The 18,485-nt window shown below is 73.4% G+C and carries 18 protein-coding genes; 8 read left to right on the top strand and 10 right to left on the bottom strand.

Features of this window, described 5'->3' with window-relative positions; all coding sequences use genetic code 11:
- Positions 1-9 precede the first annotated feature (9 nt).
- The 6 genes from ABEB17_RS09640 to ABEB17_RS09615 all read right to left on the bottom strand — a co-directional run bounded on the left by ABEB17_RS09640 (position 10) and on the right by ABEB17_RS09615 (position 7,852).
- Positions 10-441, bottom strand: coding sequence for a DUF3040 domain-containing protein (locus ABEB17_RS09640; protein WP_345716487.1), 432 nt, complete (start codon positions 439-441; stop codon positions 10-12).
- 148 nt (positions 442-589) lie between these two features.
- Positions 590-1,864, bottom strand: a complete 1,275-nt coding sequence (locus ABEB17_RS09635; protein ID WP_345716486.1) for a DNA polymerase IV — start codon at positions 1,862-1,864, stop codon at positions 590-592.
- Positions 1,865-1,927: 63 nt separating this feature from the next.
- Positions 1,928-2,740 carry a methyltransferase domain-containing protein gene (locus ABEB17_RS09630; RefSeq protein ID WP_345716485.1) on the bottom strand — a complete coding sequence of 271 codons (813 nt, stop codon included), beginning with the start codon at positions 2,738-2,740 and terminating at the stop codon, positions 1,928-1,930.
- 103 nt (positions 2,741-2,843) lie between these two features.
- A complete protein-coding gene (locus tag ABEB17_RS09625; RefSeq protein ID WP_345716484.1) occupies positions 2,844-6,881 on the bottom strand; it encodes a DNA polymerase III subunit alpha in 4,038 nt (1,345 codons plus the stop codon).
- Complete coding sequence (locus ABEB17_RS09620) at positions 6,878-7,339, bottom strand: SAV_6107 family HEPN domain-containing protein (protein WP_345716483.1); 462 nt, start codon at positions 7,337-7,339, stop codon at positions 6,878-6,880. The genes ABEB17_RS09625 and ABEB17_RS09620 overlap by 4 nt, the downstream gene beginning before the upstream one ends.
- A gap of 75 nt (positions 7,340-7,414) precedes the next feature.
- Complete coding sequence (locus tag ABEB17_RS09615; RefSeq protein ID WP_345716482.1) at positions 7,415-7,852, bottom strand: DUF6504 family protein; 438 nt, start codon at positions 7,850-7,852, stop codon at positions 7,415-7,417.
- Positions 7,853-8,201: 349 nt separating this feature from the next.
- On the opposite strand from ABEB17_RS09615, the gene ABEB17_RS09610 reads away from it, so the two are divergent.
- Both ABEB17_RS09610 and ABEB17_RS09605 read left to right on the top strand, forming a co-directional pair.
- The gene (locus ABEB17_RS09610; RefSeq protein WP_345716481.1) at positions 8,202-9,062 is read left to right on the top strand and encodes a MerR family transcriptional regulator; all 861 of its coding nucleotides are present in this window, start codon (positions 8,202-8,204) and stop codon (positions 9,060-9,062) included.
- A gap of 60 nt (positions 9,063-9,122) precedes the next feature.
- Positions 9,123-9,650 (top strand): YbaK/EbsC family protein, encoded by a 528-nt coding sequence (locus tag ABEB17_RS09605; RefSeq protein WP_345716480.1) that lies wholly within the window; start codon positions 9,123-9,125, stop codon positions 9,648-9,650.
- Here the strand turns inward: ABEB17_RS09605 and ABEB17_RS09600 are convergent.
- A complete protein-coding gene (locus ABEB17_RS09600) occupies positions 9,643-10,242 on the bottom strand; it encodes a hypothetical protein (protein ID WP_345716479.1) in 600 nt (199 codons plus the stop codon). The two genes, ABEB17_RS09605 and ABEB17_RS09600, sit on opposite strands and share 8 nt — an antisense overlap.
- Positions 10,243-10,500: 258 nt before the next feature.
- Between ABEB17_RS09600 and ABEB17_RS09595 the strand changes: the two genes are divergently transcribed.
- From ABEB17_RS09595 to ABEB17_RS09570, 6 genes are read left to right on the top strand one after another with little or no spacing between them, the layout of a single operon-like run.
- Positions 10,501-11,775 carry an NHL repeat-containing protein gene (locus tag ABEB17_RS09595; protein WP_345716478.1) on the top strand — a complete coding sequence of 425 codons (1,275 nt, stop codon included), beginning with the start codon at positions 10,501-10,503 and terminating at the stop codon, positions 11,773-11,775.
- Complete coding sequence (locus ABEB17_RS09590) at positions 11,775-12,203, top strand: hypothetical protein (RefSeq protein WP_345716477.1); 429 nt, start codon at positions 11,775-11,777, stop codon at positions 12,201-12,203. Before ABEB17_RS09595 ends, ABEB17_RS09590 begins: the two co-directional genes overlap by 1 nt.
- A 9-nt stretch (positions 12,204-12,212) precedes the next feature.
- Positions 12,213-12,878 (top strand): NEW3 domain-containing protein, encoded by a 666-nt coding sequence (locus tag ABEB17_RS09585; protein ID WP_345716476.1) that lies wholly within the window; start codon positions 12,213-12,215, stop codon positions 12,876-12,878.
- Positions 12,875-13,477 carry a hypothetical protein gene (locus tag ABEB17_RS09580; RefSeq protein ID WP_345716475.1) on the top strand — a complete coding sequence of 201 codons (603 nt, stop codon included), beginning with the start codon at positions 12,875-12,877 and terminating at the stop codon, positions 13,475-13,477. The genes ABEB17_RS09585 and ABEB17_RS09580 overlap by 4 nt, the downstream gene beginning before the upstream one ends.
- A 10-nt stretch (positions 13,478-13,487) precedes the next feature.
- Positions 13,488-14,171: a hypothetical protein gene (locus ABEB17_RS09575; RefSeq protein ID WP_345716474.1), complete on the top strand. Its 684-nt coding sequence runs from the start codon at positions 13,488-13,490 to the stop codon at positions 14,169-14,171.
- A gap of 24 nt (positions 14,172-14,195) precedes the next feature.
- Positions 14,196-14,723, top strand: coding sequence for a hypothetical protein (locus ABEB17_RS09570; RefSeq protein ID WP_345716473.1), 528 nt, complete (start codon positions 14,196-14,198; stop codon positions 14,721-14,723).
- A gap of 21 nt (positions 14,724-14,744) precedes the next feature.
- Here the strand turns inward: ABEB17_RS09570 and ABEB17_RS09565 are convergent, their stop codons facing one another.
- From ABEB17_RS09565 to ABEB17_RS09555, 3 genes are all read right to left on the bottom strand, one after another.
- Positions 14,745-14,936: a hypothetical protein gene (locus ABEB17_RS09565; protein ID WP_345716472.1), complete on the bottom strand. Its 192-nt coding sequence runs from the start codon at positions 14,934-14,936 to the stop codon at positions 14,745-14,747.
- A gap of 65 nt (positions 14,937-15,001) precedes the next feature.
- Positions 15,002-17,653 (bottom strand): beta strand repeat-containing protein, encoded by a 2,652-nt coding sequence (locus ABEB17_RS09560; RefSeq protein ID WP_345716471.1) that lies wholly within the window; start codon positions 17,651-17,653, stop codon positions 15,002-15,004.
- The gene (locus ABEB17_RS09555; protein ID WP_345716470.1) at positions 17,650-18,465 is read right to left on the bottom strand and encodes a hypothetical protein; all 816 of its coding nucleotides are present in this window, start codon (positions 18,463-18,465) and stop codon (positions 17,650-17,652) included. The genes ABEB17_RS09560 and ABEB17_RS09555 overlap by 4 nt, the downstream gene beginning before the upstream one ends.
- Between the last annotated feature and the right edge of the window lie 20 nt (positions 18,466-18,485).

Raw genomic sequence — 18,485 nt, 5'->3', positions numbered from 1 at the left:
GGGCTGGCTCTACCAGCCCTGGCCCTGGTCCTTGCGGTGGTCCCAGCGCTGCTCGAGGCGGTGCATGAACGAGCCGTTCGCCTTCGCGGCCCGCTGCTTGCGCGGCTTGGTGCTGCCGTCCGGCGCCACCGCCCCGAGCGGGCCCGGCGCGTGGGTGGCTGCACCCTTGGCCGTCTGCTTGCGCGGGGGCGTCAGGGCGAGCGCACCGGCGCCGAGCATCAGGACGAATCCAGCGACGGCGAGTGCGACAACCCCCTGTGCGACACCGAGAACGACGAGTACGAGGCCGACGACGACACCGATGCTGCCCACCATGATGCGGCGACGCTGACGCGCCTTCGGGGTACGCCCGCGCATGGCCGTGGCGAACTTCGGGTCCTCGGCCTCCATCGCGTGCTCCATCTGCTCGAGCACCCGCTGCTCGTGCTCGGAAAGCGGCACGGTGACCTCCCCAGTGGCACTGAGTCGATGGAGGACGACGGCTGGTGGAGCGGTCGTCGTCAATCCTTGGCATCCCCAGGATAGGTCGCCCAGGGGCCGCGCGAAAGCGGACCGGGGAATCGGTTCGCTGAGCTGGACCAACCGGACCTCACCGGGACCCCCGACCAGCGCCTGGCTGGTCCCCCTCACCGGGCCCTGAAGCGGCTCGTTCCGGGTCCACCAGGCTGGCCGGCCGGACGCTGCCCGCGCCGAACCGGGCGCTGGCCCGGTCGACCGCGCGCTCGGCGTCACGCCACCCGAAGGGCTTGTCGTCCAGGGCGAGCTGGCGCTGCTGCTGCTCGGCGGGCTGCAGTCCCTCGACCCGGACGCCGACGAGTCGGATGCGGCTGCGCTGCAGCCCCAGGGCGTCGTACAAGGTGCTCGCCGTGGCGTACACCTCGCGGGCGACGTCGGTCGCCTGCGGCAGGGTGCGGGCCCGGGTGATGGTCGTGAAGTCCGCGAACCGGACCTTGATGGACACGGTCTTGCCGACCTGACCGGCTGACCGGAGGCGGGCCGCGGTGCGCTCGGACAGCCGGAGCAGCTCGCGGCGGATCACCTGGGGGTCGTCGACGTCGTGCGCGAAGGTCTCCTCGTTGCCGATGCTGCGTTCGCTCTGCACCGGGACGACGCTGCGCGGGTCCCGCCCCCAGGACAGCTCGAACAGCTGGGTGCCGACGGCTTGGCCCAGCGCTCGGCGCAGGGTGTCCACCGGCGTGTGCGCGAGGTCGCCGACGGTGCGCAGTCCGTACCGGTGCAGCGTCTCCTCGGTCTTCTCCCCCACGCCCCACAGCGCGCCCACCGGCAGCGGGTGCAGCACCTGCAGGGTTTGCTCGGCCGGGACGACGAACAGCCCGTCCGGCTTGGCCAGCCCGGAGGCCAGCTTGGCGACGAACTTCGTGGACGCCACCCCGACCGACACCGCGACGCCCTGCTCGTCGTGCACCCGGTCGCGGATGTGCTGGGCGATCTCGCGCGGGCGGCCGAGCCTCCTGACCGAGCCGGCGACGTCCAGGAACGCCTCGTCCAGGGACAGCGGCTCGACGTACGGGGTGACGTCGGCGAACACCGCCATCACCCCGCGCGACACCGTGGCGTACCGGCTGTGGTCGGGCTCGATCACGACCGCGCGCGGGCACAGCCGGCGGGCCCGGGACATCGGCATCGCGGCGTGCACGCCGAACGTGCGGGCCTCGTACGTCGCGGACAGCACGACACCCCGGCTGCCGGAACCGCCGATGATCACCGGGGTGCCGACGAGCTCGGGCCGCTCCAGCAGGGACACCGACGCGTAGAAGGCGTCCATGTCGGCGTGCAAGATCGTGCAGCCCGTGTCGTCCGCGTCCTGCGGGCGGTGGGCCGCGGTGATCTGGCGCCGGCTCATGCCGTCACCCTGTCATCACCGGTGTCGTCACCGGTGTCGTCACCGTCTCGATCACGGTCTCGATCACCGTGGCTCGCGAACCGCCACGACGTGCAGCTGGGCAGCCAGCGAGGCGAGCTCTGGGTGGTCCGGGTGGTCGCCGGCCTGGCGCTCCAGGTCGAGCAGGGCCGTGCGGGCGTCCTCGCTGTCGACGAGTGCCTCGGGCACGAGGTCGCTGAACAGGCGCACCCCGTGCACGACCGCCAGGTCGCTGCTGGTGGACAGGCCGGCCGCCTCGGCGAGGGCGATGACGTCGGTCGCGTCGAAGCGACGCGGCAAGGGGTCGGCCATCCCCCACCGCCCGGCCGGGTCGTCCAGCGCGTGCACGGCCTCGGCGAACCGGCCGGCCAGGGCACGGGCGAGGACGACGGCAAGGCGCTGGGCGACCAGGAGGCTGGCTGCGCCACCGTCACGCAGCACGTCGGCGACGGCCCCGACGGCCTCGGCGGGCTCGTCGACGTACTCCAGCACGCCGTGGCAGCAGACCAGGTCGACGCTGCCTGGCCCGACCACCTGGGCGAGCTGCGCGGCGTCCGCCTGGACGGCGGTGATCCGGCCGACGACACCGGCCTCCTCGGCGCGGCGGGCCAGCGCAGCGAGCGCGTCCGGGCTCGGGTCGACGACGGTGACGTGGTGGCCGAGCGAGGCGAGCGGGACGGCGAGGCCGCCGGTGCCGCCACCGACGTCGAGCACGGTGAGCGGGGCGTCGGCATCCGGCTGCGCGCGCTGCAGGGCAGCTGCGGTGCGAGACACCACCTCCCAGACCGCGGCGGTGCGAGGGGCGCTGGCCACGTCGCCCCGGCGGGCACGGCGGGGCGCGTCGGACGGTGCGGCCACCGGTGGGCTCCTCGAGGTCGTCGTACCCGGGCGCTGGGCTCGCGGGGGCCACGGTGCTCGCGGCCACCGCCCAGCCTAGTGAGGGCCGCTGACGGCGCGACGGTCACCGGCCGGAGCTGCCCGGACTGGAGTGCCACAGCTTGCGCGGGGCGGACTTGACGTCCTCGCCCGGCGGCTTGACGTCCGCGTACGGCGACTGCTTGAAGCCGCTGGCGTGCACCAGCACCCGGCGGGTCCGCGAACCGCCGCCCATGCCGCCGGCCCGGGCCGCCGTCTCCTCCGGCTGGGGCGGCGCGACGACCGGGCGGGTGGAACGGCTGGCCGCCGCGCCGGCGGTCGCCTCGGCCGTGTACTCCAGGACGAGCTCCCCGGCCGCCAGCGCCTCGTCGTCCGGCGCCACCTGGGCGTGCGCGAGGACGTCGGCGGCGTCCAGCGCGGCGTGCACCGCGGGCAGGCCGCCGGCGGTCCACGCCTCCCAGAGCGGTGGGAGCTGCCAGGCACCGGTCGCCCGCAGCGAGACCCCCCGCGGCCCCGTGCGGCGCAGCACGCCGCGCACGACCAGCAGCCAGGAGTGGAAGACCGTTGCGGCGTAAGGACCCTGGACGTCCTCGAAGAACGTGGCGTCGACCGGGCCGGTCGAGTCGTCCAGGGTGAGGAAGACGACGCGCCGCCCGGAGCGGATCGGTGGTGTCTGGGTGGCCACCTTCACGCCGGCGACCAGCAGCTCGGCCCGGCTGCGCTGGCCCAGCAGGTCCTTGCTGCGGGTGACGCCGAGCGCGTCGAGCATCGGCGCGTAGGCCTCGACGACGTGCGCGCTGGCGTCCAGGCCGAGCACCTCGAGCTCGGCGTGCACGCGCTCGGTCATGGTCATCTCGGGCAGGCCGGTGAGCCGGGTGGTGTCCGGGGCGTCGCCCAGGTCGAGCGCGAGCTGCACGGGCTGCTCGGCGGCGGGGACGGCCACGGCCGCGGCCTGCGACTGGGCCTTGGCGAGGGCACGCACGTCGTCCGGGCTCTGCGGGCCGCGGGCGCCCTGGGCGACCCTGGCGGCGGCTCGTTGTCGCCCCTGGCCGGTGCCGCGGGTGGTGGCGCGCGTCCAGCGGTCGAGCTCGACCACCTGGAGCATCAGGTCGCGGCGGGTCACCTGCCCGCGGCGGCGCACCGGCAGCCGTGCGGCCAGCCCACCCAACCCGTACAGGCTGTCGAAGGCACCTGCGACGACGAGCCGCTCCACCACCGGACGGCTGACCCGGGCCCGGTGCCAGAAGTCGGCGAGCGAGGCGTACGGGCGCCCGGCGACGATCCGTTCGACCTCCGCGGCGTTGATCCCCTTGACGTCTGCCAACGAGAGCCGGATGCCGTAGTCCCGCCCGTCCGGCAGGTCGGGGTGCGGGCGAGGGCGCGGCCCGTCGTCCGGGCGGTCCGGGCCGGCGTCCAGCTGGTCCAGGATGGCCGGCGGCGGTTCGTCCCAGGGCGCGAGCCGCTCCACCCGGTAGGTGCCGTCGCTGGCGTTGACGTCCAGGCTGAGGACGGCGATGCCGAGGCTGCGCGCGTCGTCCAGGATCAGCCGCTTGGGGTACATGCCGGGGTCGTGGGTGAGCACCCCGGCCAGGAACGCGGCCGGGTGGTGCGCCTTGAGCCAGGCGGACTGGTAGGTGGGCAGCGCGAAGGCGGCGGCGTGCGCCTTGCAGAAGCCGAAGGACGCGAACGCCTTGAGCACCAACCAGATCCGCTCGACGTCGGTAGTGGCGTACCCGCGGGCACGGGCCGCCGGACGCCACCACGCCTCGACCTCCAGCTGGCCGGCCGGGGAGCCCATCGCGCGGCGCACCTCGTCCGCCTCGGCGAGGCTGACCCCGGTGGTGACCGCCACGATCTGCAGCACCTGCTCGTGGAAGACGACGACGCCGCAGGTGTCCTCCAGCGCCGGACGCAGGGACGGGTGCAGGTACTGGGCGTCCCGCCAGCCCTGCCGGGCCTGCAGGAACGGCGTCACCATGTCGGACTTCACCGGGCCGGGCCGGAACAACGAGATGTCGATGACGAGGTCGCCGAACGTCTCTGGGCCGAACTTGCCGACGAGCTCGCGCTGGCCGGGCGACTCGATCTGGAAGCAGCCGAGGGTGTGCGTCGAGCGGATCAGTCGGAAGGTCGCCTCGTCGTCCAGCGGCACGTGCGTACGGTCGTCGAGGTCGACCTGCTCGCCGTCCACCCGGGCGACCTCGTCGACCGCGTGCGCCATCGCCGACTGCATCCGGATGCCCAGCACGTCGAGCTTCAGCAGGCCCATCGCCTCGACGTCGTCCTTGTCGAACTGGCTCATCGGGAAGCCCAGCCAGCTCGCCTCGACCGGCGTGCGGTCCAGCAGGGTGCCGTCGGACAGCACGACCCCGCACGGGTGCAGCGCGATGTGCCGGGGCAGCGCGTCGAGCCGCTCCACGTGCTCGAAGAGCAGGTCGAGCCGCTGGTGCCCCAGACCGCTGGCCCGCAGCTCGGGCAGCTCGGCGATCGCGGTGCGGGCGTTGCGCGCCCGGATGTGCGGGAAGGACTTGGCGATGGCGTCGACCTCGGCTGGCGGCAGGCCGAGCGCGGCACCGACGTCGCGGACGGCGTGCCGCACCCGGTAGGTGTCCATCATCGACACGCAGGTGACCCGCTCACCGCCGAACCGCGCCAGGATCTGCTCGTACACCTGGGTGCGCCGGTCCGACTCGACGTCGATGTCGATGTCCGGCAGCTGGGCGCGCAGCGGCGAGCAGAAGCGCTCCATCAGCAGGCCGTGCTCGATCGGGTCGACGCCGCTGATGCCGAGCAGGTAGTTCACCAGGCTGCCCGCCCCCGAGCCGCGAGCGGCCACCCGCACGTTCATGTCGCGGATCAGGTCGCACACCGCGGCCACGGTGAGGAAGTAGCTCTGGTAGCCGAGCTGGTCGATGACCGAGAGCTCGTCGTCGAGCCGCTGCTCGACCTGCGCCAGCTGGTGACCCGAGACCCCCGCGTACCGGCCGCCGATCGCGGCCCGCACCCGCTCACGCAGCACCGTCGCTGGCCGCTGGTCGGCGGTCAGCCCGAGCACCGCCGGCTCGGGCAGGTGCACCGAGCCGATGCCGAGGTCGGCCCGCGGGTCCAGCCGGGTGCGGCGGGCCAGGGCGGCCGTGTCCGCCAGCAGCCGGTGCGCCTGCTCACCGGCCTGGTGGCTGCCGCCGCCGAGCGCCGCGGCGACCTGCTCGGCGGTGCGCGCCATGGTGGCACCGTCCGCCAGGTACCCCTGGGCCGTCACGCGGTCCAGGTGCCGGACGTCGAGCGTGACCAACCGCCGGGTGGCGTCCAGGACGTCGGCGGTGGCGGCACCGTCCGGCGTGGCGTAGCGCACGGCGTTGGTCAGGACGGCGGGCAGGCCGACCTCGCGGGCCAGGGCCAGCATCCGGGCGGCGTGCTGGACGCTGAGCGGACCACCCGGCGGCCCGTGGTGGCAGACCACCTCGATCGCGAGCGCGCCCTCGGGCAGCGCCGCGCGCCACCGGGACAGGACGGCACGGGCCAGGTCCGGTCGCCGGGCCAGCACCGCGCGGCCGACCTCGCTGGCCGGACCGAGCAGCACCGCGAGCGCCGCGGGACCGTCGTCGGCGCTGGTGGAACCGGTGATGTGCCGGGCGATCATCGCCAGGTCGCTGACCGGCGTCCCGCGTTCACCGCCCAGCGAGGCGCTGGCCAGGTGGGCGGACGACGTGAGCCGGCACAGCGCCGCCCAGCCCTGCCCGGCCGGTCGGGCCTGCCGGTCGTCGGCGCCCAGGGCGAGGACGGTGACCCGGGGCCGGTAGACGTCCACCAGCGCACCGCCGCGGACGGGGGTGCGCCCGGCACCGGCGGCCCGCACGGTCGTCGACGGGTCGGCCCACCCGGGCAGCTCGTCGACCAAGCCGGTGGGTGCCGTCGCGAGGTCCACCCCCAGCGAGGGTGCGATCCCGGCGCGCTCGCAGGCCTGGACGAACTTGACCGCGCCGTACAGGCCGTCGCGGTCGGTCAGGGCGAGCCCACCCATCCCCAGCTCGACCGCATGGTCCACCAGCGCCTGCGGCGAGCAGGCCCCGTGCCGCAGCGAGTACCCCGACGCCACGTGCAGGTGGACGAAGTCGCTGCTCATCCCGGCAGCGACAGCGGCAGGGCGGAGCCGCTGCGGATCGACACGGCACCGGATGGCAGGACCGCGTGCCGGGGCAGGCCGAGCGCGTCCTCCACCACGGCAAGGAACGCCTCACCGTCGCGCACCAGGTCGTCGGCCTCCCGACCGCTCACGGCGTCCTCGCGGCCCGCCTCGACCGCCGCGCGGCGGGTCGCCCCGGCCTCGAAGAAGGCGGCCCACTCCCCCAGCTCGGGCGCCACCGTGGGCAGCACCTCCCACACGCTGCGCGGGCGGCCGTAGCGGTGCGGGCGACCCCGCACCGACAGCACGGCCGCCGCCGCCCGCAGCGCACCCAGGTGCGCCGCGACGTACCGCTCGCCGGCCGAGGTCGCGGTGAGCGCGGCGACCAGGCTGTCGCGGGCCCGTTCGACCAGGTCGAGGCTGCTGGCTGGCACCCGTGGGGGGCCTGATGTCGTCACGAGAACCTCCTCGTCGGGGTCGGTGGATGGTCGGCTGGATGGTCGGCTGGATGGTCGGCTGGTCAGCTGGATCGCTCAGTCGTCGATGCCGGCCAGTCGCCAGCCGGTGCTCGGCTCGGACGACGGGTCGTGCACGAGGTCGTAGACGCCGACCGGGCTCGACCGGCCGGCCGCCGCCTCGACCCGCCAGACCTGCCGCTCGGTGGGTTCGAGGCGCTCGTCGGGGTCTGTGGGCACGGTCGCCACCGCCCCCTGCGCGATGCCGCCGCCGAAGACCCCCTCACCTCGCGCTCCCCCGGCTGCCTCCGAGCGCAGGCCCAGCAACGCCGAGGCCGCAGCCTCGCGCCACCACACCCGACGCTCGTACCAGTGCGCGAGGACCCCTCGCACGACGTACAGCCGGTCCCGCCACACGAATGCCACCGGCGGTGCCGGCCGGCCGGGGCCGATGCCAGGCCCACCCTCGGCCGGGCTCGCCGTCCGCACCTCGATCTGCTCGTCGTACCGCCGCACCGCACCCACCTCCACACCACGTCTGGACGTCCCTGATCCGGGTCGCGCTGCCGTAGGGGGAAGACGGGGCAGGGCAGGACTGGCCCGGACCCGGGCGGCGGCTTCCCCACCGCCACCCGGGTCAGGCAGGTCCGGGTCCGTCGGAAGGCCGGGGTCGAAGCGGCCGGAAGACGGACCCTCCTCCCGAGCCGACGGGGAGCTGGCCCTGGGGAGGATTCGAACAGGTGTTCGAACAAGAACGACACTACACCCGGCCTCGGACAGCCCGTCAACACCTTCGCCCGAACGGGCGCAGGACTGCCAGGTGCGATCTTGAGACTGCCCCGGGGCAGACCTCTAGCCTGCCGACATGACCCAGCACGACGGCCTACTGCCGATCGGTGAGCTGGCCCGGCGGACCGGGCTGACCACCAAGGCGCTGCGGCACTACCACCGCGTCGACCTGCTGGCACCGGCGTTCGTCGACCCGCAGACCGGCTACCGCTACTACACCCGGGCGCAGCTCGCCGACGCCCAGCTGGTGCACCTGCTGCGCTCGGTCGACGTCCCGCTGGGCGAGGTGCGCGAGTGCCTGGCGAGCACCGACCCCGACGCCGTGGCCACGGCCTTGGCCCGGCACCGCCGACGGGTCGAGGCGCGCTCGATCCGCCTGCGCGGCGACCTGCACACCATCGACCACCACCTGAAGGAGACACCCGTGAGCACACCCGCGGTCCCGGCCGGACCGGCCTCCCCGACCAGCGGACCCGCCCCGGACGGCGAGCTGCACCGCCGGCTCGCCGTCGACCTGTTCAACGGCACCTGGCGGCTCATGGAGGATGACGCCCGCACCCGCGCGGACGACGACCGCATGCTGCACATGGCACACGCCTCCCGCTACCACTGGGAGCTCGCCGGCAACGCGGTCAACCTGGCCCGCGGCGAGTGGCTGTGCTCGCGGGTCTACGCCCTGCAGCGACGTGGCGAGCCGAGCCTGCACCACGCCCAGCGCGTCCTGGACCTGTGCCAGGAGAACGAGATCGGCGACTGGGACCTGGCCTTCGCCTACGAGGCGCTGGCCCGGGCGCACGCCGTCTGCGGTGACGAGGAGGCTGCCCGGGCGGCCACCGAGCAGGCGCTGGCCTGCGCCGAGGACGTCACGGACCCCGAGGACCGAGCGCTCGTGCTGGCCGACCTCGAGACGATCCCCGGGCAGCCCCGCTTCTGGTGAAACGCGCCACCTGAGCCCGACCTGCGGCACCGGTGATCACGACAGCACTACCCTGCCTGCATGACGGACGTCAGCCAGCACGCGGCCGTGCAACGCGTCGCGCAGACGCTGGTCGGGCTCGGCGTCCAGGGCGAGATCCGGGTGCTGGACGACGCCGCTCGCACGGCGCAGGCCGCGGCTGACGCGCTCGGGATCGAGGTCGGGCAGATCGCGAACTCTCTCGTCTTCGTGAGCGTCCCCGCGGTGGCCGACCCCGACCAGGGACGTCACCAGCTCGGCGACCCCGGCGAGCCGCTGCTCATCATGACCTCGGGTGCGCACCGGGTCGACACGCACAAGGTCGCCGACCTGCTCGGGCTGGCGGACCTGCAGCGGGCGACCCCCGAGATCGTCCGTGCGGCAACGGGTTTCGCCATCGGCGGCGTCGCACCCGTCGGGCACCCCACGTCGGTCCGCACCTTCGTGGACATCGCGCTGTCCCGCTACGACGTCGTGTGGGCCGCCGCGGGTCACCCGCACACCGTGTTCCCGACGTCCTACGAGGAGCTGGTCCGGATCACCGGCGGGCAGCCCATCGAGGTCAGCTGACGGCGGTCCCCACCGGCTGCGGGGCGGCCGTCCCACCACACCGGCGGCAGTCGTCGTCCGCGGACGCGGCCGTGACCGCGCCGGCCCGACGGTGCGCGCCACCGGCCCGGCTGAACACTCGCACCGTGCCGCCGACGTCGGTCGCACCCAGCTCGCCGAAGGCCTCGCGGGCGGCCGTGTAGGCCATGCCCACCGCGATCCCGACGTGGTCCTGGGCGTACTCGTCCGCCGGCAGTGCCGCCCTGCGCGGTTCGGGACCACGGGTCAGGCACCCGTGGCAGGCACTGTGCCCCGGGCGGACCACGGGACCCACCTGGATCTCGCTGCCGTGCACGCTGACCGGGAACCAGGGAAGGCCACGCTGGAACGAGGTCTCGTCGACCGCATCGGCCACGCACGGCCGGTCCCGCCCGGCCAACACGATCAGGTCGGCCGACGGCCACGAGCTCGGGTGCGTGTCGGCGCTGACGTCGTGCACCACGACGGACCCCAACCCGGTGAGTCGACCGGCGACGTCCGCGCCGAACTCGTCACTGCTCAGCACCAGAATCCGGCGACCACGCGACACCTTCGCGTTGCCGAAGTCGTGCATGGTCCACCTCACCGTCGTCCACCGGGGCGCAGTCGAAGGCGAGGTGCGCGCTGCCACCCCGCCGCGCCGAATGCTAGGGGCGAGCAAGATCACATAGCAAGAAGTTCGACACGTCGGTTTTCTACCGTTTTCACCGACGCGCCCGCCGAGCAGGTTGTCCGGTTCGTCACCGTGACGCTTTTCACGGCACCGCGTATGGTCGATTTCGGGCGGCTTGGAGCCGCACGGAACCAGCACCAGGCGGGGTGGTGATCACTGGTGAGCGGCGTCGGGTCGATGCGGGAGTACCCCTACGCCTTCCACATCGCCCTGGACGGCAACGGGCTCAACGGTCTTGAGGGCCGCGCCGGCGTGTGCCTCTTCCGGTACGACCCCGTCACCGGCGACCACGCCTACAAGATCACCTACTTCGGCGGGGTCGCGGGCGGCCACGCCCCCTCGGTGGATCCGTCGCGTCGGCTGGGGTTCCTCGGCAACACCGGCCAGCACCTGCTCTTCTACGACCCGCAGACCCTGGACGAGGCGGACCGCGTCTCGACCCTGCGCTTTGCGGTGCCGGACACCACGATCAAGGGCAGCACGCACCTGGTCTGGCTGGACGAGACCGAGTTCATCACGGCGATCGGTGAGCACCTGTGGCGCTTCGACGTCAACCGGCTGACCAAGGCCGAGCAGATCGCCCCGCACGGCCTGAAGGTGCCGCACGCCATGAAGCGCAGCGCCTCCGGCCGTTACGTCGTGTACGGCGGAATGGACCACCCCAGCCGGGGCGAGGCACGTGAGGTCGGCATCCTGGACACGCGGACCGGCACGGTGCAACGGGTCGAGCTCCCCACCACGTGCTGGCACCTGGTGTGCCACCCGGTGCTCGACGTGTTCTACGCCCTGTCGTTCCGGGTGGCGCCGGCCGACGGAACCGACTGGCAGCACTGGGGAATGTCGTACCTTCGCGAGTACGCGTACGAGGTCGACGCGGAGTCCGGGCAGGTGCTGCGGCACTGGTCAGCCGACCGGGACCTGCCGGCGCACATCAACTCGGACGTGACCATCTCCGACCGCGAGCTCATCTTCTGCACCGGTGGCAGCCACACGGTCGTGCTGGTCGACCTGGCGACGTTGTCCCAGCACCGGATCATCGACGAGCACCCCGGCGCGCTGGACCAGTGGACGCACGCCCGCCAGGCGGCGTCCACCGTCACCGAGGCGCTGTCCCGCGGCAGTGTGTTCGCCAACGCGCACCTGTACGTCGGCGCGATGAAGGTGAGCCGGGGTGCCCTGCTGGACGGCATCTACGCGTGCCAGCTGTCCGCCGACCAGACCCTGTTGTTCACGGCGAACCGCGGCCAGAACCACATCACCGTGTACGACTACCCGTCGCTGGAGCTGCGCACGCGGATACCCATGCCCGAGCTGCAGGAGTTCGACCCCCGGGTACCGAGCTGGGGCGACCCCCGGCTCGGCTTCCACCACTCCTACCTGGTGAACCCAGTCAGCCCAGTCAGCCCAGTCAGCCCAACGGAAGGGACGCCCTGATGGCGGACTACTCGATCGACACCAACGTCTCTGGTGGCCTGACCACCGACCTGGCCGGGTTGGAGGACATGAACCTCACGGTGGACGGCGGGACGACGACCACGCTGGCTGGCGGGACGAGCCTGAACACCACGTCCGCGGTGACGTCGGACTCGAAGGTGCACACGGACAGCACGGTCAGCTCCGACGCACGGATCACTCTCGCGCCACTGGAGACGACGTCCAGCATCGACCTGAAGCCGGTGGCCGTCGACTCGTGCGTCCGGCTGGAGCTCGCCCCACCGCCACCGACGGAGGTGTGCACGCCCTACGAACAGCGCTGGGGGTGGTCGGTGCTCGGGCTGGAGCTGTTCTCGCTCAGTGTCTGCGGCCAGACGTCCACCCACGTGCGACCCGACCGGGCGCGGCCGATCGTCGTGGACCGGTAGGCGGGCGACGTGGCAACGAAACGTCGCACGACCAAGGCCGCGGACGCCCCGCCGCCCATCCTGCTGCGCGGGACGCCGCGCCACCTCGACGCCACCGTGAGCGTGACGAACGAGGGCGACCGCGCAGTGACGGTCAGGTCGGCGACCGTCCGCGGGCCCGACGTCCGGACGACGACCGCGCGGGTCGGTGCCCGTCTGGCCGCTGGGTCCACGGGCACCGTGCCGGTCAGCGTGAGCCTGCCGGCATCGACTGCGCCGGGCAGCTACCCGGTCGAGCTCGAGGTGGCCGGTGTCGCGCGCGACGCCGTGCTGCAGGTCGAGGCCGATCTCGACCTGCGGATCAGCCCGTCCCGCCTGCTCGCGCAGCGCGGCCAGCAACCGCTGAGCGTGCGGATCACCAACGCGGGCAACGTGTCCGTGCCCATCGCGTCGGTGCTGCGGGCCCGGCTCTGGACGAACGGCGTGGTGGGCGACCTCGACGTCGAGGTCGGCCTGGACTCCCCCGTCACCGTCGAGCCGGGGGTCACGGTCGACGCCACCGGGCACGTGAGCGTCCCCGACGACCTCGACCCGACCCGACGTCACCAGGCCCGCATCCCGGTCGGCACCGCGACGCTGGTCGTCGTGGTGCTGCCGTCCGACGAGAAGCCCACCACAGCAAGGAAGAGCCGATGAGCAGCAGCGCACCGACCGACGTCCTGTCCGACCTCGCCACCGGCTGGGCCGATGCGATGCAGCGCTGGTGGGACGACTCCTCCAGCGCCGTGCGCTCGCTGCAGCGCAGCTGGACGGTCGAGCCGCAGGGCCGCCAGAAGGACTGCGGCTGCACGGAGTCGCACGACGACTGCGGCTGCGGCGACCCGTGCTCGTGCTGCATCCCGCAGGCGGACATCGTGCTGCACGCACGCGCCGGTGAACGCCGGGTGCTGGCCTTCTCGCTGCGCAACCCCCGGCACCGCGAGCGCGAGGTCAGCCTCGAGGTGGGCCCGTGGCACCTGTGCAGCGACGAGCCCGTGCAGGTGCAGGCCCGGTTCGACGTCGACTCGCCACTGACGTTGCAGGGCTGCGAGCGCAAGGTCGTGCGGCTCCTGGTCGCTGTGAGCGCAGGCAAGGACGGCGAGCAGCGTGAACCGCTGGGCGATGTGCAGAGCTGCGCGAGCGCCTACGCTGACATCAGGTTCGAGGGGTGCGCACGCCCGCAACGTGTGGCGGTCGTCGTCCACCCGGCCTCGTGCGACGCGGTGGACGTGACGTGCGACTGCGGTTGCTGCTGAGGGAGGCGCGATGCCCGACAACGAACGCGATCCGGAGCTGACTCGATGGCTCGACGTGACCCGCGAGGCGTGGCAGGCGCAGGCGGCGTGGGCCAGGGCATCCGTGGACCTGCTGCGCTCGGCGATCGGCGGCGAGCTGGACACGGCCAGCGCGAGCCGGGCCTACGCCGAGGCCGCGCGGCGGGAGGGGACGCGCTACTGGCGCAGCGCGAGCCGGCTCGGCGCGGAGTACGCGCGCGACGTCGCCCAGCTCGGCAGCCAGGTCGCCACGAACGTCGTGGACGACGTGGCCCGGACGCGAACCGGCCGCTCTGCGCACGCCCCGTCGGCCGAACCCGCGGCGCACCATGCGGCACCGCCCCCGCCCGCACCGGCGGGCCTGGCCGGGCTGACCCTGCACGGCGTGGTCGGGGACCGTGCGGTCGGCTCGCTGACCGTCGCGAACCGGCACCCGCGAGCACGACGCATCGAGCTGGCGGCCTCGCCGCTCGTCGACGAGCTCGGAGTCGTCGTGGCGGCGACCCTCACCCTCGACCCGACGAGGACCACCGTGCCGGCCGGCAAGGAGGAGGTCGTCTCGATCTCCTGCGACCTCACTCCCGGCACCGTCACCGCGGGCCGGACCTACCGTTCGACGATCACCGTCAGCGGCGGTGAGGAGGCCACTGTCGTGTGTGTCGTGGCCGTCGACTGAACCCGTTGCGGCAGAATCCAGTCGATGCTGACCACGACTGCTCGCACGCCCGCGGGCGACACGTTCGCGGTGACCGTGCGGGCGGTGCCGAGGTGGCGACCGCTGGCACGGCGTCTTGGTGGCTGGCGCAGGCGCGAGAACCGCAGGCGCAGCAAGGACCGCGGGTCGTGGCTGGACACCCTGGACGTCCCCTGGGTCGACAGCATCGACGACCTGCTCGTCGGGATCGCCGTGGTGGTGGGCCTGATCATCTTCGGGCTGGTCTTCTGGTGGCTGCTGCTGCCCCTCGTCCTGCTCCTCCTCGACGGGCTCGTCGTGCTGCTGCTGGTGGTGCTCGGGGCGCTCACCCGCGTCGCGCTACGGCGTCCGTGGACCGTTGAGGTTCGTCGCCGCACCCCAGCGGACGTCGACGAAGACGTCGACGCGGACGTCGTCGGCCTGCCCGTCGTGGGATGGCGACGCGCGCTGCGGACGAGGGACGCCGTCGCCGACAGGGTGCGGTCCGGGCAGTCGTCGGAGTCGCTCGCCGCGTTCGCGGCAACCGTCCGCTAGCAGTGGCCGGCAGCAGCCGACCTACCGGCGGGAGCGCAGGTCCACGTGCGCTGCGGAGTCGGCCCGGACCGCGGACGCCACCTGGAAGGAGAGGTACGGCTCCTCGCCGCGGTGCCCGCAGCGCAGGCACCTCAGGTAGTACCCGTCGGGGGACGACGGGTAGCGCACCCGGGCGTACCGGTGGCTGATGACCGTGCACAGGAGCCGCTTCATCACCTCGCTCCCCTCCACGCAGGATGCTACTCCCGCGCAGGAGGACGGCACCGGCCCAGGGCGGCTCAGAACTGCTGCATCGTGCCGGTCACGAAGGTGCCACCGATCGCCAGGCCTCCGCTGTTGCGGATCACCGTGCTGGGGGTGAACGTGACGGCGCTCGACGGCACGACGGTCGGCGAGGTGCTGGACGCCGCTCCCAACGTCACGGTCAACGTGCGGGCGGCAGCGTCCCAGACGATCGTGGACTTGTTGGCGCCGGCGCCTGCGAACGTGGTGGTCGCGCCCGTGTAGCCGGTGGAGCCCAGGGCCATCGTGCCGAACCGGAACGTGCAGAGCGTGGACGTCACGGTCACCGTGTCCCCGGCGGCGACGTCGTTCAACGAGACCTTGGCCTGGTTGTCACCGGTGATGGACTGGTCGCCGCTGGTGCCCCAGGCGGTGCAGAAGGTGCTGGGGTCCATGGTGTCCGAGAACGTGACGACCATCCGGTCGCCGGCACTGACCCGGCCGGCGGCGCCCGATCCGTTGACCAGCTGGACGCCGCTCACGTACGGGTTGACCCTGACGACGACCGAGACGGTCGAGACGAGCCCCGCAGTGTTCGTACCGGTGAGCGTGTACCGGTAGCAGTTGCGTGCCGTCCCGGTCTGCGCCGTCGTCCCAGCGATCGTCGACGATCCCCCGTAGGTCCCGCAGACCCCGTTGGCCATCGGGGCGGTCTGCCGGGTCAGGGTGCTGGTGGTGGTGGCCCACTGCGGGTCGGTCCAGTCGGTGCGGACGTCGATCGGCCAGCTGCCGGTGCCGTTGGTCGTCGTGGTGCCGGCCGCCGAGGCGACCTGGCCGTTGACGGTCAGGGCGGCGCCGGTCGGAGCCGACTGGTCCACCCGCACGGTCGTGCTGATCGCGACGACGTTCCCCACGTTGTCGGTGCCGGTCAGGGTGTAGCGGTAGCAACCGGTGGTCAGACCGGTCTCGGCCGGCGCGCCGGTCACCGTGGTCGCCGCACCGAAGGCGCTGCAGGACGTGCCCGTGAGGGTTCCTGCCTCGCGGGTCAGCACGCTGGACGCCAGACCCGCTGCGGTGGTGGAGGTCGTCTCGACGTAGTCGGTGCGGGTCCCGATCGCGAAGGTACCGCTGGCGCTGTTGGTGAACGTGCCTGCCGCGCTGGCGGTCCCGCCGTTCACCTTGAGCACTGCGCCGGTGGGCGCCGCGTTGTCCCGGGTGAACGCCAGCGCGGTGGTCACGGTGTTGCCCGCGCCGTCGCCGCTGATGATGTTCTTGGAGCCGGGGACCGAGGGTGCGGCAGTCCAGGAGTAGCTCGTCGAGGAGTACGTCGTACTGGGCGGAGTGCCGGACCCGGTGGTCACGGTCTCTGCGTTGTGGGTCCAGCCCGTCGTCGCGATGGCCGGGAAGACGGTCTGCGCGGGGCCGGTGGCGGCGTCGGTGACGGTGGTGGCGAGCTGGAAGGAACCCGCCGCGGTGCCACGGAAGTACAGGCGGCCCGGGGTCAGGAACGCGCCGGTGCCGGAGACCAGCGACAGGTTCTGGGTGGGCGCCGTGACGTCGACCTTCACCGTCGACACGAGCGCCGACGCGTTGCCCACCCGGTCGGTGCCGGTCAGGCTGTAGCGGTAGCACCCCGTGGCCAGGCCGCTCTGTGCCGGCGCGCCGGTCACCGTGGTGGCGGCCCCGAAGGCCCCGCAGGCGCCGTTGACCAGTGACGCGGACTGCAGCGTCAGCAGGCTGCTCGCCAGCCCGGACCCGACGTCCGCGGTGTAGTCGATGCGCGGGCCGAGGGTGAACGCACCGGTCTTGTTGACGCTCTGGCTCCCAGCAGCCGTGGCCGCCACGCCGTTCACGCTGAGCGAGCCGCCTGTCGGGGCGCTCGCGTCGGCCGCGAACGCGACCGAGATCGAGGAGGCGTTGCCGACGGCGTCGCGGCCGACGACGGCCATCGAGGCAGGGGTGCCCGGTGACGCCGTCCAGGCGAACGGGCTGGACTGGTACGTGACCGTGGGCGGCGAGCCGGTGCCGGTGGTGACGGTCTCGGCGGCGTGCGTCCAGCCGCTGGCCGCGACCAGCGGGAACGACGCGGACGCCGGACCCGACTGCCCGTCGGTCACGGCCGCCGTCAGGCTGACGCTGCCCGCGCCGCCGCTGCGGTACCAGAGCGTGCTCCCGGAGAGTGAGGCACCGGTGGCGCCGGAGGCCATCCCCAGGGCGAGTCCGGGCGCCGATCCGTCGACGATCACGACCAGCGCGTTGCTGGCGGCGCTCGGTGCCGTCCAGGTCCGCAGCACCGCGGTGACGGTGTAGGAGTAGGTGCCGTTCACCAGGGAGGTGTCCGTGCAGGTGAGCGCGGAGGCGGGCAGGAGCGTGCCGGGGGCCGCGGGGTTGGTGCCACAGGCCTTGGACGGTGTGGCCCCGGCGTACCGGGTCACGTAGTAGCCGGTCAGGGTCGCTCCGCTCGGCGGCACCGCGGGAGACCAGGTGAGCTTGACGTCGTTGCCGACCTGCGCGGCGGTCAGCGCGCTGGCGGGGGCCAGGGTCGCCGTGGCGGCGGCGCCGGCACCGCTACCGGTCGCGGACCAGCTGGCGATCGCGGTCGACCCCGAGCCGATCCCGACCAGCGCGGCCACGCCGATCACGGACCCGACGAGCAGCCGGACCACCGGGCGGCCGTCCCGACGGCGGTGCTGGCCGCGGGCGCTCACGGGGTCACCTGCGTGGCAGATCCGTTGAAGGTCAGGGGAAAGCTGACGCCCTTGCAACCGTCCTGGTTCACCGTCGCGAGGTTGGTGAGCACGATCGGCAGCGAGAGCGGCCTCGACTGGCCGGCCCCGACGAGCAGCAACGGGGCGTGCGCGGCGGCGTAGCTGCCGACCGACACCCAGGCCGCGGAGCAGCCCGCGTGCTGGGGGTCGCCGACCGACGCCGTGAGGGACAGCAGGCGGATCGTGGAGCTGTTCGGGTTGTGCACCTGAACGGTCAAGGTCCGTGGCGCACCCGGGACCAGCGGACCGTCGACTCCCGACACGGTGATGGTGAACGGTGAGCCCGTCGCCGGGCCGCTCGGGGTGATGGTCGGGCCGCCACCGGGGGGCGGGGTCGACGTCCTCGTGGTCGAGGGGGCACTCGGGCGGGACGTCGTGCTGCCCGACGCGGTGGCGCGGGGTCCGGTCCCGCTGGAGCCTGATCCGACCGGACCCGTCCCGGCCGAGCGCGTGCTCGAGCCCGCGCCGGTGGTGGTCGGGGATGCGGTGGGGGTACCGGTGGGGGTACCGGTCGGGGTGGCAGTGCCGCTGAACGACGGAGTCTGCCCGCCCGCGTGCGAGGTGGTGGGTGGCGTCGTCGGTGACCCGGCGGACGCCTGGCCCGCCGCCGGCCCGTGGAACAGCTGGCCCAGGACCAGCGCGAGGCCGGCGAGCAGGCCGAAGGCGCCCAGCACCCACCACCCGAGAGCGGCTCGGCGGCGGGGTGCCACCGGCTGCTCCGGGGTGGGGGTCGGCTGAGCGCCCTCAGTCATCGCGCGTCACGCTGCTCGTC

The organism is Angustibacter luteus (assembly GCF_039541115.1).
GTDB lineage: Bacteria > Actinomycetota > Actinomycetes > Actinomycetales > Angustibacteraceae > Angustibacter > Angustibacter luteus.
The sequence above is the reverse complement of the archived record's forward strand: the minus strand, read 5'-3'. Positions and strand labels throughout refer to the sequence as shown.

Bases quoted from the DNA above. Each gene is read 5' to 3' on its own strand.
- ABEB17_RS09570 (WP_345716473.1), top strand. From the start codon at position 14,196: ATGCTGACCACGACTGCTCGCACGCCCGCGGGCGACACGTTCGCGGTG.
- ABEB17_RS09575 (WP_345716474.1), top strand. From the start codon at position 13,488: ATGCCCGACAACGAACGCGATCCGGAGCTGACTCGATGGCTCGACGTG.
- ABEB17_RS09600 (WP_345716479.1), bottom strand. From the start codon at position 10,242: ATGCACGACTTCGGCAACGCGAAGGTGTCGCGTGGTCGCCGGATTCTG.
- ABEB17_RS09580 (WP_345716475.1), top strand. From the start codon at position 12,875: ATGAGCAGCAGCGCACCGACCGACGTCCTGTCCGACCTCGCCACCGGC.
- ABEB17_RS09635 (WP_345716486.1), bottom strand. From the start codon at position 1,864: ATGAGCCGGCGCCAGATCACCGCGGCCCACCGCCCGCAGGACGCGGAC.
- ABEB17_RS09605 (WP_345716480.1), top strand. From the start codon at position 9,123: ATGACGGACGTCAGCCAGCACGCGGCCGTGCAACGCGTCGCGCAGACG.
- ABEB17_RS09625 (WP_345716484.1), bottom strand. From the start codon at position 6,881: ATGAGCAGCGACTTCGTCCACCTGCACGTGGCGTCGGGGTACTCGCTG.
- ABEB17_RS09555 (WP_345716470.1), bottom strand. From the start codon at position 18,465: ATGACTGAGGGCGCTCAGCCGACCCCCACCCCGGAGCAGCCGGTGGCA.
- ABEB17_RS09565 (WP_345716472.1), bottom strand. From the start codon at position 14,936: ATGAAGCGGCTCCTGTGCACGGTCATCAGCCACCGGTACGCCCGGGTG.
- ABEB17_RS09590 (WP_345716477.1), top strand. From the start codon at position 11,775: ATGGCGGACTACTCGATCGACACCAACGTCTCTGGTGGCCTGACCACC.
- ABEB17_RS09610 (WP_345716481.1), top strand. From the start codon at position 8,202: ATGACCCAGCACGACGGCCTACTGCCGATCGGTGAGCTGGCCCGGCGG.